We start from the raw sequence: 13,982 nt of genomic DNA on the forward strand, positions 1-13,982 counted from the left end.
ACTACCTCTCGCCTATAAGCTCTTCAAAGCCGCTTCCAGCTGCGCCGCCCGGCTCGACCAGGATTCCGGACGAACCACCTCACGGCGCACGCTGTTGCGCTGTTTGTCGTTCAGGGCAAAGTTCAGGGCATGGGCCAGCGGTTCGCCGGTCTCAAGGATTGTCAGGAGAGGGGCATAAGGCTCCATCGCCGGAAACCGCGTGGTGATGATTGGCGTGCCCGCCGCAAGGTATTCTCTCAGCTTCAGCGGATTGCAGTTGCGGATCTGCTCGGTGTCTTTGAAGGGTAACAGCGCTGCATCAAAATGTTGGACATAGCCCGGCAGCAGGTCATGGGGGCGACGCCCCAAGAAGTGGATGTTGCTGTGTTTTTCCAGCAAGGAGATGTCTGTCTCAACGGCCCCAATCAGGACGAAATGCCAGTCAGGACATTGGGTCGCGGCCTCGCACAGCATGGCAACGTCCACCCAGTCGGCAATGGAGCCATAAAACCCCGCAATCGGGCCGGTCTGCGGCAGGTCACTGGGCCTGTCAGCCGGTTTTGCGAACAGATCATAGTCCACCCCGTGTGGCAGATAGAGCGTCTTTTCAGCAGGAAACCGGTCCGCCAGGTGCTGGCTTGCGGCAACAATCAGGTCAGCCTTTTTGACAAGCTGTCGCTCCATTGCCGCGACGGGTTTATGGTCGACACCTGCGAGCGACGAGAAATCATCACCGCAATAGTAAACCACGGCCCGTTCTTCAAATTCGCCAAGAGCTACAACGGCGGTCGGCAAGGAAGTCCAGAGGATCGGTCGTTTCACTCCGTCTTCTCGCATCCAACTGGTGACCTGACGGGCAAGCAAGCGCCGGTTGGCACATGCAGCCAGCCTGCTGCCTGGCCAAGGTATGGCTGTTGGCGCGTGAACATGAATGTTTGCAGGCACCAAAGCGGCGGCTGTTCCGTTCATCCTTTTGGGCCGAGAAAGAATGCTGCCCAGCTTCTCGGTCACCCGTTTAAGGTCTCGAAAGCTAAGGCGCGGGCGGCGCAGGCCAATGGAGTTCACCCACACCACCTGCCAGTCGTCAGAAAGGCGCGAAATCAGATGCTGGGTGGAGGAAGGGTGTCGGCCCCAGTCCTCACCAAAGACCACGAGATCAGAGGGCATGGGATTTTGCCACCTCCACATCGGCGTGGATCGGACGGATCACACGGGCTGGGGACCCTGCGGCCAAGACGCCCGGAGGAATGTCTTTGGTCACCACGCTTCCTGCTGCGACCACGGAGCCCGCGCCGATGCGTACCCCGGCCAGCACGATGGTGCCAAAGCACAGCCAGGCACCTTCCTCCACAATGATGTCACCCACCTGATCGGCGGTCGCAGGAAGGCCTGCAGCGCGGTCCGCAGGATCCAAGGGGTGGCCGGGATATCCAGCAAGGAAGCACCGTTCTGAAAGGCGCACATTGTCTTGAAGTTCAATGCGCGTTCCCACCGCAAAGGTACACTGCCAGCCGATATCTATGTGGCTGCCCACCTTGAGTTCCGGCGTGCTTTCAGCGTCGGACCGGCCAGTGAATGTGGTTTGGCCTGAAAGGCGCACATCATCACCAAACGCCATCTTCAGCGGGCCGATCACCAACGGCATGCCACCAAAGATGTAGAGCTGTTTGCAAGGTCTTTCGAGCTGGCTTTGAAAGAGGGGCGTGGTCCAACACACGCGCACAAGGTTCAAGAAAACCCCTTTGATCCCGCGGCTGATGGTGTAGAGCGCGCCGTGAAAACCAGGGATCACCGGAAATGACGCACTGCGTACCTGCTTCAAGGTCTTGTAAAGCCACTTGGTGGTTGGGGTGTCCTGACGCTTGATCCACCCTTTGAGTTTGTTCACTGCTGTCATCGCCCCATCCTGTTGTTATCGTTGGTTCCCTCCAGCACTTTGACGCGAGGTCGGGATCTTGGGCTGCGTGCTCTCAGCCTATGAGCAAAGGGTGAATCTTCCGCTTGCGACGCGTCCGGCGACGCTCCTTGAATTGCCGGGGGTTCAAGCTCCTTGGCATAGCGGGACAAGGCCACGGTGAGCGACAGAAGGATGTAAATCGGCCACGTAAAGCCTTGGGTCAGGAAGGTGCCGGAAATGCAAAAGCCGGTAATCCCACCAATGAGCGCCAGCGCCGTGGCGCGTGTGCTGGCCGGGGCGTTGTGAGCATCCAGAATTCGGCTCGACTCCCGGTTGGTCAGCACCATCAGCACCACCATGGTTACGAACGCGATGAGACCCGGAAACCCCGTTTCACCCAAAACGCCCAGCCAGGTGGAGTGCACGGCCTTTGCCATGCCGGTCCAGTGCGGCGTGAAGGAGAAGTAGTTGGCAACAAAGTTGTCTAGCCCAACCCCATTCAAGGGGCGCGCCAGAGCCATGTTCACTGCCGCTTGCCATGCGTAAATGCGGCCCATGGCACTTTCATCAATGCCGCTCTCTGCAGCGCCGCCCGATTGCCGGTCGGCAATGCCTGCCATCACCATAAGGGCCGCCAGCCCAACGGCACCGATGCCCGCAAGAACGAACTTGTTCTTGATCACACGGGTTCCCCCGATGCCAAGCACGGAAACGATGCCAAGCAACCCGCCACGGCTTTGCGTTGCAACGATAGCCCAGCAAATGCAGAGGGTGGCGACAATGCCCAAAAGACGGTCCAGCTTTGTGGGGCGAATGATGGCAAGCGCTGTTGCAAAGCTCAAAGGAAACAGCAGCACCAGCGACAGGTCGTTGGGGTCACCCAAGACAGAACCGTAGTCTCGGCCAATTGTCACACGGCTCCCTTCCACCAGGCCGATGCCCTGCAGTTTGCGCGAGATGGTCACCAGTGCCACCGCCATGCCTGCAATCACAAAGACCCGGCAAGCGGTGGCAAAATCCTCAGGCTTTCGAACGATCCACGCAATCGCCAGCACCATGATGCCGATCTTGATGTAGGTGGCGGTGTAATAGGAAAACGCCAGTGATCGGTTCATGGCCAGCGCCAGACCCAGCGTGACAAGGCCAAAGAACACGGCAAACGCGGTCAGATCTCTGTTCCAGAATGGTTTCAGCGACTTGGCGCAAAAAAGCTGCCAGCACAGCACCCCGAGAGTTGGCAGCGCCAACAGGATGGGAATGCGAAACGGCATCAGAAACGGAAACACTTCGTGGATGCGGAAAAACGAGAACACCACGAACCCAAGGCAGAGATAGAACAGGTTCTTAAAGGCAATCACCGCCCCGATGGGCAGGATTGCCACAACGACAATCAGCAGGGGATGCAGTGGATTGAGAATAGCCAGCCCCACCCCTAAAGAGGCAAGAGCCGCAATAAGCACATGGTGGTGGGCTTTGTTCTTGGTGGACAGTTGGCTCAGGTCCGTCATGGCTCAGGCCTCCACCGGCGCCAATGCACCACGGGATTTCAGACGGGACATAACGCCATACCCTGCCGCCAGCATGATCAGACCCGCCGCGATGGCATAGGCAAACTGCCAGAGCAAAGAAACGCTGAGCGGCTGGCCCGCCACCGCGAGGACGGCAAGCCCCGTAAAAACGGCCATCTGAGGCAGACGATAGGGGATTGGGGCCTTTCGGTGAAACAACCCTAGAAACAGCAGAAGCCGCAGGCCATGGCCCACCAGCGTGGCAAAAATCGCACCGGCAACGCCATGGGACGGCGCAAGCAGCCAATAGCCGAGAACGGCTGCAGCCCCGCCAGCAGCATTCACGCCGAGCACATAAAAGCCATGCTGGGCGCGGTACGTTCCAACATTGAGCAAGGAGCACAGCTCATTCAGCGAAAAGCACAGTACAAGCCACGGCACATAAGCAATGGCAGGCAGGTATGAGGCGGGCAACAGCCACGCAATGAAAATCGGCGCAGCAAGGGCGGTCCCCAGCGCCCCAACCACAAGCACCCAGTAGCCGAGCAGCACCACATCAGCGGAGTGGGCAAGACCGTTGCTTTCTTCCAGAACCGCAATGCGTTTTGCATACCACCACAAGCCAAAGGGCTGTAGCAGAAGCGGCGCGGCCAGCGACAGTTTAACGGCAATTGAATAGTGAGCCAGTGTTTCCGGCGAAATGGCCGTCACGAGGAACCAGCGATCGCAGGAGCCAAGCGCGAACATGGCCAGCGCGCCTCCAACCAAGGGCAAGCCGAACTTCACCGTGCGCTCAAAACCTTGGCGGGAGAAACCAATGCCGGTGCGCGAAACTTGGAGCGCGAGCAAGCTCAGCGCCAGCACAACGTCAATGCTGCCGTTTGCGATCAGGATGGCGTCAATGCCATACCCGTTCATCAGCAAGACCACCATGGTCAGCGCTTGCAACACACCGCGAGAGGCCGTGAAAATCAGGAAGAGCTTGGGCTTGTTACCAAGCCGCAGCCACGCCAGCGGCAGCTCGATGAGCCCGCCAAGAGTGGCGCCCAAAATGCTCAAGCGCAGCGCCCATTCGTTGATGGGCAAATCCCATGCGCCAATCACCAGCGGCATGAACAGCTGCACCAGAACGCCAAAGAACAGTGCCAGCACCAACGCGCTGCCGGTAATGATAGAAGCTTCGCGGTTGCGTTCTGCTTCCGTGCGCTGGGTGCCGGAGAACCGGAACAGCGTGTCCGCCAGCCCCATGGCAAACACCAGACCAATGAACTCGAGCAAGGACGCGGCTACATCCAGATAGCCCACATCCTCCGCTGCCATGTATCGGGTCAGCACGGGGATGGTGATAACCGCAAGGCCTTTGGTCAGAACAATGCTGGCCACATAGGGCCAGGCATGGAGCAAGCTCTTTAGGTTCATGCGTCAGGCGGCCTTTCGGTGCGGTATTGCCGCTTCCACGAGGTTGGAAAGCGCTCTGGCTTGGTTTTGCAATGTGAAAGTTTCACAAACCCGGCGCCGCCCCGCCGCCCCCATTTCCTCTTGGTTTTCTGGAGAAAGCGCGAGAAACGCTTCCAGCGCTGCCTGCAATGCCTGCGGGTTGCCGGGGGGCACTTTGTAGCCGCACTCGGGAGTAATCGTCTCTTTCATGCCCATGAAGTCAGTGGTGATCACCGGAAGCGCCATGGCCATGGCTTCCTTGGCAACAAGGGGCCCGGAGTCGCGGGATTTGTCCGGAGCGACCTTGAAGGGCGCGACCAGAGCTTTGTAGTGAGGTCCGTTTTCCGTCAGCCACTCCGCAGGTTTGGGCCCCAAAAACGCGAGCCCTTTCTTCTCCAGCTCAAACTTGATCGCCTGCGCTTGGAGCCTTTGCTTCAAAGGGCCGTCTCCCACAATGTCGACGGGGGGCATGGCATCGCCCATTTCATGGAGCGCGGTAAAAAGGTCATCGATGCCTTTCTGCTCCACCAATCGCCCGATGAAAAGCAGTCGGCCATTGTCGCCGCCGTTTAGGCGGGGGCGGAAACGGGTCGGATCTATCCCACAAGGGACGATGGAGATTTCCGCTTCCGGGCACAAGGTGTGCAGGTCTTCTGCCATGTCGTTGCAAACAGCGACCACAAAGTCCGCAGCTTCCAGCTTCTCTGGCAGATCAATTGCCTCTGAGTAGACGTCGTGTCCATGGCATACGAACGAGCAGCTTACCCGCATCAACCGCGCGGCGACGATGGCATGGGCTGCAGCTGGGCCGGCGAAATGCGCATGAAAGTGCTCAACTCCCTCCTGTCTGGCAAGGCTAGCAATCTTCATGGCATTGCCCAGCAGCGAGTAGACCGGCAAGCCGGTTTGTTGGCGGCAGAACTGCAACGCGGAAAGGAAGGAGCTGGACAAGGACGGCAGCGCTTTCAGCGCTGAAAAATCACTGTGCTCCGGCAGGTAGTGGGCAATCTCTTTCAGCTTCAGGTCAGCGGATTGCGCTGGGCCATCGGTACGGCGCAGCACGATGGGCACAACCCGGTGCCCCTGTTCCTGCATGGCCCTGATCTCGTTTCCAACAAATGTCTCGGAAAAAACCGGAAAATCAGCCAGCACATATCCAATGGTTTTCACGAGGGCGCGTCCTTTTTTGTTGTTATCTCGCGCGGTCTTGGCCTCGAACTCCCTGTAATGTCGGGGATCAGAATTGGCTCAGAACCTGCAAAGCTTGCCTTGAAGCAGCAAGCTCGATGCCAACCCATCGCTTTCGAGCTCGATAAAAAATCAGGAGTGTGCCATGGAGCCGGGGTGTTCGGTTGTGATCCCGACAAGAGATTGTCTGCCGTATCTGAAGGAAGCCATCCGCAGTGTTATCGAGCAGGCATTTCAGCCCCTTGAATTGATCGTGGTCGACGACGGTTCAACAGATGGCACAGGCGAGTGGCTCTCCCGGCTTGCCGTAGACTGCGATGAGCTCGTCGCCCTTCAAGGGCCAGCGAAAGGCCCTGCAAGTGCGCGGAATCTTGCCATCTCCAAGGCCCGTTACAGCCACGTTGCCTTTTTGGATGCAGACGACATCTGGTATCCCGGCAAGCTCGCAGAGCAGATGCGCTGGCACTTTGAACAGCCCAATGCACTGTTCAGTTTCACAGATTATCGCCACGTGGGCATGGCTGGGGAGGACCTTGGTACCTGCTTCGAATTCTGGCGGGGTCATTTGAATGCGCGCCCTAAAGAACACTATCAACTGCTTCAGGACCCTCTGGCTGCGCTGCTGTCGACCAACATCGTCGGCACCTCTTCAGTCGTCGCAAAAACAGAAGCTTTGCGATACGCAAATGGATTTGCAACAGCGTTACCATCCGCTGAAGATTGGGACCTTTGGTTGAAGCTGGCGGAAAAGGGCGCCGTAGGCATCAGTGGAACGGTCACCATGGACTACCTGATGCGTCCCGGAAGCGAGACCAAAAAACGGCAGGCGCGTATTGATGCCATGAACTCAATCATCGCTCGTTACGAAGACAACGCATCCCCCGCCGTGCAGGCGGCCTTGAAAAAGGCTCGCGCCAACATTCTAGTGGCCACAGCCGAAAAGGAGCTGGAAGAGGGCAACCCGTCAGCTGCCTTGAGAACCCATATCAAAGCCGCCATGCTGAACCCGGACAAGCGCACGCTACATGCCGTTTTGTCGGACGCAAAGGCTTTGCTTGTTTCCAAAAGCGCTTGAGGGGAGGCTTCAATGAACCTGTTCAAGGCCCACAGCCCAGCCACATTGGACGGCGTGTCCAACTTGCGCAAGCGCCTGCGGCAGCGTTTGTCGGCGCTGGCCATTCCAAATGCTGTTTCAGAGGATCTGCAGCTGGTCTGGTCAGAATGGGGCGCAAACCTGGTCAAGCATCCGGCCCAGCCACCCATTCAAATCGAAGCTTCCATCGACCTTCAGGGCGCAACGCTGGTCATGACAATCGCAGACGATGGAACGCCTTATCCGGACATGGTTGCCAGCGGTCCCAGCCCATTACTCTGCGAAGACCCATGGGCCATGGAGAGCGGCCGCGGACTTGCGCTCATCAAGGATATGGTGGAGGGCATCGCCTATCAGGTGGGCGATGTGGAACGCCGCACACCCAATCTTCTGACCATCAGCCGCAATCTTATGGACCGTCGTCCTACCGTTCTGGTCGTGGATGATGATCCGACGCTGGCTCAATCCTATGCCGCCTTCTTGGGCTCAAATTTCAAGAGCGTTGTCGCAACGTCTCTGGATGAGGCGTTTCGAAAGGCATCAGAAACACCTGTCGATCTTATCCTTACCGATTATCACCTTGATGATGGAACAGGTGAGAGCATCATCTCCCTTTTGGAACGGGACAGCAAACGCTTGCCAGCGCCGGTTCTTGTCATCACCGGTGACCGAGATCCCGACCTCAAGATGCGGCTTGAGGACCACGGGGTGGAGGGCGTCATTACCAAGCCCGTATCACCTGTTCAGCTCAACCGATTGGTAAGGCACGCCTTTCGCCGTACTTTGCGCCAACAGGCTGCCTTGATGCGCCATTTCGAAGCCATAGCCCGCGATTTGCGTGCAGAGCACCAGATCGTTCATCGCCTCAAGGGCTTCAAGGTGGAGCGCCTTACGGCCAGTACCGACACCGGCTCGGGAGATGCTCTCATCATTCATGAAAGGGAAGGCAGCCAGCGGATCATTCTGGTCGATATGGTTGGGCATGGCATTGTGGCGCAGGCCAGCAGTGTGGCCTTCCTCTCGATCCTGCGCACGATCAATGCCTTGCATCCAGAGATCAATTGCGGTGCCTTGATCACGCAGGTCAACCGGATTCTGAACGAAGACATCGGTCTTTCTGGCCTGCTCTGCACATTTGCGGTGGTTGATTGCTATCCCGATGGCCAGATCCGCATGGCATCTGCCGGGCACGTGGAGCCGGTCATTGCCAGCTCTGAAGGTGTGCACCCAATTCCCATCTCAGGGCCATTGATTGGCCTTAGCGCGGATCAGGAATATGAGGGTGTTGAGCATCTCCTGAAGCCCGGGGAGCGTCTCTTTCTCATGACTGATGGGCTCGATCCTGCGGGGCTGGCCAGCGGAGATCAACTGCCGGAATGGCTCGAAGCAGCACTTCAGAAAACCGTTTCAGAGGGAACAACGAGCCCAACGCCGATAGAGAGCTTGAGGCGGTGCATCAGCGAGGCGCTTGGTCCTGAACTGGAAGATGACTGGACCCTTGTCTCGATATGCCGAGAGACACCTCCCGAGCCTTAGCCGCCAGACAAAATCCGGCATCTTCATAGACCTGTAAAATCTCCGGCATCTTGCCCTCGGGAGAATAGCGTTCCTCAATGGTTCTGCGGCTGTTTTGGCGCAGGCGCTCCAGCTCTGCCTCCGGGGCCTCTGCCCATTGTTGAAACTGCGCAGCGGCTTTCTGCAAATCCTCAGCATCAAACAACCAGCCATTCACGCCATTTTCAATCAGTTCAGGCAGCGCGCCCACGCGCGCGCCAAGCACAGGGATGCCGTGGGCCATGGCTTCCAACGCCACCAGGGGCAATCCTTCTGCCCGTGACGATATCATAAGCAAGCCAAGCTGAGGCCAAACAGGGGTCAAGTCGCTGACCATGCCGTGAAAACCAACAATGTGCCCATATTTTGCTTCCAGCTCCGGCCGCATGGGGCCATCCCCATAAAGGTGCCAGCTCACGCCCGGCGTATTTTGCGTGGCAGCAAACTCGCAAAAAAGGTCCGGGCCCTTTTCATGGGAAAGCCGTCCGACAAAGGCAACGCTGCGGGCGTAGGGTCGGGTGAGTTCACTCTCTGGCAGGTTGATGAAATTGTCGATGACCGTGGACGAAAACGGCAGGCTGCCCGCGATTTTCTTGCTTACGCTGATCCGTTTGCAGAGAAAACTGCTCCAGCCGTCGAGCCGCTGATAAAGCGAAACGGGGAACGGGCCGGTCTCGCCCGCATGAAAGGTGGAAACAGCCGGAATGCCAACAAGCCGAGCCGAAACCCGGCCCAAAATGCCAGCCTTGTAGCCGTGGGTATGAAGCAGGGCAGGCCGCTGCGTGCGCAAGGCCTGCATCAAACCGCCCATACCTCCGGGCAGCACCGTATAGGGCACACCTGCTGCTTCAATTTGCGCGATCCACGCGTTGTCCTCATGGGGCGTTAGCAGCACAATCCGCGCCGAATACCCTTGCGCCCGCAAAGCCTGCGTCAGCACCACCATATGTTTTTCGATGCCGCCGATGCCACTTGAATCGACCAGCTGCCAGATCTCGGCCATGTCTGCCTCTTTGCTGTTTCAAGCAAAACAAGCAACCATGGTGCCAGATTGTCCCCTAAGGGGCGGCAGCCTCTGCTTTTTGACTGGAACGTTCAGAGATGAAAATCCCGCCAAGCACCAGCACCAGTGCGAGCGCGTGATAGAACTCGAAGGGTTCGCCCAATATCACGATTGCAAAAATGGCCCCGAAAATCGGTACCAGATTCACGAAGATCCCAGCCCGTCCGGGGCCTATCAGCTCAACGCCGCGCATGAAAAACACCTGAGCGATGAAGCTTGGGAAGATCGCAATATAAAGGCAGATCAGCCAACCGTTGAAGTTCGGCCAGAGTGCATCGCCCGCCATACCCTCCCACAGGAGCAGCGGCACCGAAACGACCGCCGCAACTGTGGACGTTACGGCAAAGAACGGCAGCGCGGGCACCTTTGGGCGATTGCGCAGAGCCAGTGTGTAGCCGGAGTAAAAAAGGCAGGCAATCAGCATCAAGGCGTCGCCGGGATTGATCTGAAACTCCAGAAGGCGCGCCACACTGCCGTGGCTGGCAACGGCAATCACGCCCGTCATGGTAATCAGGATGCCGCCCACCTGCGCGATCGTCAGGCGGCTGCGGTAAACCAGAAACGCACCAATCGCCACCATCATGGGCAGCGATCCCTGAATAATGCCGATGTTGAGCGCGGTTGTTTCGTGAGCCGCCAGATAAAACAGCGCATTGAACCCGGTAAAACCAAAGGCGGACATCGCCGCCACCATCAGCATTTGCGGGCGCATGATGTGCCAGTGCCGCACCACCTCACGCCAGTAAAGGCTCAACATGATCAGGCTCACGATCAGCCAGCGGATGAACACGACCACAAAAGGGGAGACATTTCCAACGGCAAGTTTGCCAGCAATGGTGTTTCCGCCCCAGAAAATGGTTGTGAGAAACAAAAGTAACAGCGGACGATTGTAAACGGACGATACTGGCATGAGCCGCGAAATTCCTGTGAGCCTCTGGTAGACCGACTGGTCCAAGTAGTAATACCTGTTATTTTGCGCGAACACTGGTCGCAACCACCCCATAACGCAAACGATTTTTTCTCAATCGCGCGGGTTTATCTGCGAAACTGATAAATTCGGCCTATTGTTTCCGTTTTGGAAAAGGTTCTTATTGGAGCGACTGATTGAACAGGACTCCGAAAATTGTAAGGTGGGGTCTACGTGAAAAATATTAGTGACAAAGCTGTATTGAGGGGGACCATGACGGACCGCACCACAGTTGCCGGCCTTCAGGTTGCAACAGAACTCTACGATTTCATTGAGAATGAAGCCCTTCCGGGAACCGGTGTGGATTCAGACAGTTTCTGGATTGGCCTGAGCGAGCTTGTGGCCGACCTTGGCCCGCAGAACAAGGCGCTTTTGGAAAAACGCGACGAGCTGCAAGCCAAGATCGATGCCTGGCACAAGGCCAATCCCGGCCCGGTCGATGGCGGTGCTTACAAGGCGTTTCTGGAAGAAATCGGCTATCTGGTGCCCAGCAGTTGGGACTTTGAAGTCGATACGCCCAATGTGGACCCGGAGATCGCTCGCCTTGCAGGGCCGCAGCTTGTGGTGCCGATCCTCAATGCCCGCTATGCCTTGAATGCCGCCAATGCGCGGTGGGGCTCTCTTTATGATGCGCTCTACGGAACCGATGCCATGGGCTCAGCCCCGGGGGCTGGCGGCTATGATCCCGAGCGCGGCGCTCAGGTCGTTGCTTTTGCCAAGAAGCATCTGGATGAAGCGGTGCCGCTCGACAATGGCAGCTGGGCGGATGTGGTCGATATCTCGGTTGTCGCTTCCTCTTTGGCGTTGACCTTGAAGGATGAAGACATCGCCGGTCTGGAAGATCCGCTCCAGTTTGTCGGCTTCGTGGGCGAGGCGGATGCGCCGCAAAAAGTGCTGTTGCAGAAGAACGGCATCCACCTTGAGCTGGTCATCGACAAGTCATCGCCAATCGGGGCCTCAGATCCGGCAGGCATCGCCGATGTGGTTCTGGAATCTGCGCTCTCCACCATCATGGACTGCGAGGATTCAGCGGCCGCCGTTGATGCACAGGACAAGGTTCTGGCTTATCGCAACTGGCTCGGCCTGATGAAGGGCGACCTGAAGGAAGAAATCTCCAAGGGCGGCAAGACCTTCACCCGCGCCTTGAACCCAGACCGGGAATACACTGACGCGCAGGGCGACAAGTTGGTGTTGTCTGGCCGTTCCCTCATGTTGGTTCGCAACGTGGGGCACCTGATGACAAACCCGGCGGTGCTGGACAAGCAAGGCAATGAGATTCCAGAGGGCATCATGGATGCGCTGGTCACCTCCATGATTGCGATCCACGATATCGGCAAGGGCCGGGCGGTTGAAGGTCGTCACGCCAATGCCCGCGCCAACTCCGTCTACATCGTGAAGCCGAAGATGCATGGCCCCGAGGAAGTGGCTTTCGCCAACACGCTGTTCGAGCGCGTTGAAGACATTCTCGGTTTCGACCGTGACACCATCAAGATGGGCATCATGGATGAGGAACGCCGCACCACGGTGAACCTCAAGGAGTGCATCCGCGCTGCAAAGAGCCGTGTATGTTTCATCAATACGGGCTTTCTGGACCGCACGGGGGATGAGATCCACACCTCCATGGAGGCCGGTCCAATGATCCGCAAAGGCGACATGAAGCAGTCCACCTGGATTGCCGCCTACGAAAACAACAATGTGGATGTAGGGCTGCATTGCGGTCTGGAAGGTCACGCGCAGATCGGCAAGGGCATGTGGGCCATGCCGGATCTGATGCAGGCCATGCTGGAGCAGAAGATCGGTCATCCAAAGTCTGGTGCCAACACCGCGTGGGTGCCGTCGCCAACCGCAGCCACGTTGCACGCGCTGCACTACCACAAGGTGTCCGTGGCCAGTGTTCAGGAGCAGTTGCGCAACCGCGCTGCGGCCAAGCTTGATGATATCCTCACGATCCCTGTTGCCGTCTCGCCAAACTGGAATGCGGAGGAAATCCAGCAGGAGCTGGACAACAACGCGCAAGGAATCCTGGGCTATGTGGTGCGTTGGGTTGATCAGGGCGTCGGCTGTTCCAAGGTGCCGGACATCAACCACATCGGCCTCATGGAAGACCGCGCGACACTGCGAATTTCCTCTCAGCATATGGCCAACTGGCTGCACCACCGCGTGTGTACCGAAGAGCAGGTCATGGAAACCATGAAGCGCATGGCCAAGGTGGTGGACGAGCAGAATGCAGGCGATCCGCTTTACAAGCCAATGGCACCAGACTTTGAGTCGTCCATCGCTTTCAAGGCAGCGTGTGATCTTGTTCTGAAGGGGCGTGAACAGCCGAGCGGCTACACTGAACCGGTTCTCCACGCCCGCCGTCTGGAAGTGAAAGCAAAGGCAGCTTTGCACTAGGTGCTCTCACGAGGCCAAGGACCGTCTGAGTTGAGGCGCGGGTATCTCCCGCGCCTTTTTACTGCGTGGCGGTGCGGCGCCGGTCCTTTGGCACGGGACCTCACACGCGAGAAAGCGCAAGCCAACCCTTCGGCTATTCCGCTGCCTGATTTTGTTGTGATGGCGTGTCCAGATGACGGAAGCCGCCAAAATCTGGCTTTTGCGGGTTTATCAGGTCCTTGTCATAGGCGTTGGTGGCTGGTTCCTGAGACAGGTTCCAGTTGCCACTGTCGAGGAAGGTTTGATGATCTCGATATCCACTGGACTCGCTGAGCCAGCAATAGTCAACGAGCCTGTCATTGAGCAGGTTCTGGCAGATCAAACCACTGCCATAAACGCCGGGTTTGTACCGCCCCGCCAATGCGGTTCTGACTGCTTCAAAGTAGGGTTTGATGCGGGTGTCGTAGTCGTTCTGGCTTGCATCATAGTCGACCGCAAAATAGATGGCGCTGCCCGCAGGTTGCCCAATGGCTTGTGCCTGTTGTAGCGCTGTTGTGCCGTTTTGGGTCCCATAGGCAGCGCTGAAGTCGCCCGGTGCGTTCTGCGCATCCTGATAGACCGTAAAGATCTGGATGCCGTTCTGGGTCAACGCAACTGCTTCATTGCGTTGTATCCGTTTCCAGTCGCTGAGGGATAGATAGCGGCCAACGGCAACGATGTCGTTGGCTTTCAACTTGGCAACGGAGTTGCTCAGGTCGTCTGTTGTGTCGATTGCATAGCGATTGGTCACCGTAACTCTCCTTGTATGGTGTTGCGTGACCTACCGACGTGTTGAAGTGAGTGCTGTGAGAGGGCAGACAAGATCAGCCCTTTCAGAGCCTTAACGCCATGATTAAGGCTCTAGAAAAGGTCGAATTGAGTTT

The 13,982-nt window shown here is 57.6% G+C and carries 11 protein-coding genes; 3 read left to right on the forward strand and 8 right to left on the reverse strand.

Features of this window, described 5'->3' with window-relative positions; all coding sequences use genetic code 11:
• Positions 1 to 12: 12 nt before the first annotated feature.
• From Q3Y58_RS16805 to Q3Y58_RS16825, 5 genes are read right to left on the reverse strand one after another with little or no spacing between them, the layout of a single operon-like run.
• Positions 13 to 1,146, reverse strand: coding sequence for a glycosyltransferase (locus Q3Y58_RS16805; protein WP_319623035.1), 1,134 nt, complete (start codon positions 1,144 to 1,146; stop codon positions 13 to 15).
• Positions 1,136 to 1,876: an acyltransferase gene (locus tag Q3Y58_RS16810; protein ID WP_319623036.1), complete on the reverse strand. Its 741-nt coding sequence runs from the start codon at positions 1,874 to 1,876 to the stop codon at positions 1,136 to 1,138. Before Q3Y58_RS16810 ends, Q3Y58_RS16805 begins: the two co-directional genes overlap by 11 nt.
• Positions 1,873 to 3,384 carry an O-antigen ligase family protein gene (locus Q3Y58_RS16815; protein WP_319623037.1) on the reverse strand — a complete coding sequence of 504 codons (1,512 nt, stop codon included), beginning with the start codon at positions 3,382 to 3,384 and terminating at the stop codon, positions 1,873 to 1,875. Before Q3Y58_RS16815 ends, Q3Y58_RS16810 begins: the two co-directional genes overlap by 4 nt.
• Positions 3,385 to 3,387: 3 nt before the next feature.
• A complete protein-coding gene (locus tag Q3Y58_RS16820) occupies positions 3,388 to 4,803 on the reverse strand; it encodes a lipopolysaccharide biosynthesis protein (RefSeq protein ID WP_319623038.1) in 1,416 nt (471 codons plus the stop codon).
• Positions 4,804 to 4,806: 3 nt separating this feature from the next.
• Positions 4,807 to 5,991: a glycosyltransferase family 4 protein gene (locus tag Q3Y58_RS16825; RefSeq protein WP_319623039.1), complete on the reverse strand. Its 1,185-nt coding sequence runs from the start codon at positions 5,989 to 5,991 to the stop codon at positions 4,807 to 4,809.
• 163 nt (positions 5,992 to 6,154) lie between these two features.
• Between Q3Y58_RS16825 and Q3Y58_RS16830 the strand changes: the two genes are divergently transcribed.
• Together Q3Y58_RS16830 and Q3Y58_RS16835 are read left to right on the forward strand one after the other, a co-directional pair.
• Complete coding sequence (locus tag Q3Y58_RS16830; RefSeq protein ID WP_319623040.1) at positions 6,155 to 7,084, forward strand: glycosyltransferase family 2 protein; 930 nt, start codon at positions 6,155 to 6,157, stop codon at positions 7,082 to 7,084.
• A 12-nt stretch (positions 7,085 to 7,096) separates the two neighbouring features.
• Complete coding sequence (locus Q3Y58_RS16835; RefSeq protein WP_319623041.1) at positions 7,097 to 8,638, forward strand: SpoIIE family protein phosphatase; 1,542 nt, start codon at positions 7,097 to 7,099, stop codon at positions 8,636 to 8,638.
• Here Q3Y58_RS16835 and Q3Y58_RS16840 read toward each other — a convergent pair.
• Positions 8,559 to 9,659, reverse strand: coding sequence for a glycosyltransferase family 4 protein (locus Q3Y58_RS16840; protein WP_319623042.1), 1,101 nt, complete (start codon positions 9,657 to 9,659; stop codon positions 8,559 to 8,561). The genes Q3Y58_RS16835 and Q3Y58_RS16840 overlap by 80 nt on opposite strands.
• A gap of 55 nt (positions 9,660 to 9,714) precedes the next feature.
• Entirely contained in the window at positions 9,715 to 10,629 is a 915-nt protein-coding gene (locus Q3Y58_RS16845) for a DMT family transporter (RefSeq protein ID WP_319623043.1), read from the reverse strand.
• A 270-nt stretch (positions 10,630 to 10,899) separates the two neighbouring features.
• Here Q3Y58_RS16845 and Q3Y58_RS16850 point away from each other — a divergent pair, with 270 nt between their 5' ends.
• Positions 10,900 to 13,080, forward strand: a complete 2,181-nt coding sequence (locus Q3Y58_RS16850) for a malate synthase G (RefSeq protein WP_319623044.1) — start codon at positions 10,900 to 10,902, stop codon at positions 13,078 to 13,080.
• 133 nt (positions 13,081 to 13,213) lie between these two features.
• Here the strand turns inward: Q3Y58_RS16850 and Q3Y58_RS16855 are convergent, their stop codons facing one another.
• Positions 13,214 to 13,849 carry a DUF1906 domain-containing protein gene (locus tag Q3Y58_RS16855; protein WP_319623045.1) on the reverse strand — a complete coding sequence of 212 codons (636 nt, stop codon included), beginning with the start codon at positions 13,847 to 13,849 and terminating at the stop codon, positions 13,214 to 13,216.
• Between the last annotated feature and the right edge of the window lie 133 nt (positions 13,850 to 13,982).

It is taken from the genome of Nesiotobacter zosterae, from assembly GCF_033843645.1.
In the GTDB taxonomy this organism is placed as follows: domain Bacteria; phylum Pseudomonadota; class Alphaproteobacteria; order Rhizobiales; family Stappiaceae; genus Pseudovibrio; species Pseudovibrio zosterae.

What these genes read in the sequence shown, in the direction of transcription:
- Q3Y58_RS16805 (WP_319623035.1), bottom strand. Translation starts at nt 1,146, where the DNA reads ATGCCCTCTGATCTCGTGGTCTTTGGTGAGGACTGGGGCCGACACCCT.
- Q3Y58_RS16810 (WP_319623036.1), bottom strand. Translation starts at nt 1,876, where the DNA reads ATGACAGCAGTGAACAAACTCAAAGGGTGGATCAAGCGTCAGGACACC.
- Q3Y58_RS16815 (WP_319623037.1), bottom strand. Translation starts at nt 3,384, where the DNA reads ATGACGGACCTGAGCCAACTGTCCACCAAGAACAAAGCCCACCACCAT.
- Q3Y58_RS16820 (WP_319623038.1), bottom strand. Translation starts at nt 4,803, where the DNA reads ATGAACCTAAAGAGCTTGCTCCATGCCTGGCCCTATGTGGCCAGCATT.
- Q3Y58_RS16830 (WP_319623040.1), top strand. Translation starts at nt 6,155, where the DNA reads ATGGAGCCGGGGTGTTCGGTTGTGATCCCGACAAGAGATTGTCTGCCG.
- Q3Y58_RS16835 (WP_319623041.1), top strand. Translation starts at nt 7,097, where the DNA reads ATGAACCTGTTCAAGGCCCACAGCCCAGCCACATTGGACGGCGTGTCC.
- Q3Y58_RS16840 (WP_319623042.1), bottom strand. Translation starts at nt 9,659, where the DNA reads ATGGCCGAGATCTGGCAGCTGGTCGATTCAAGTGGCATCGGCGGCATC.
- Q3Y58_RS16845 (WP_319623043.1), bottom strand. Translation starts at nt 10,629, where the DNA reads ATGCCAGTATCGTCCGTTTACAATCGTCCGCTGTTACTTTTGTTTCTC.
- Q3Y58_RS16850 (WP_319623044.1), top strand. Translation starts at nt 10,900, where the DNA reads ATGACGGACCGCACCACAGTTGCCGGCCTTCAGGTTGCAACAGAACTC.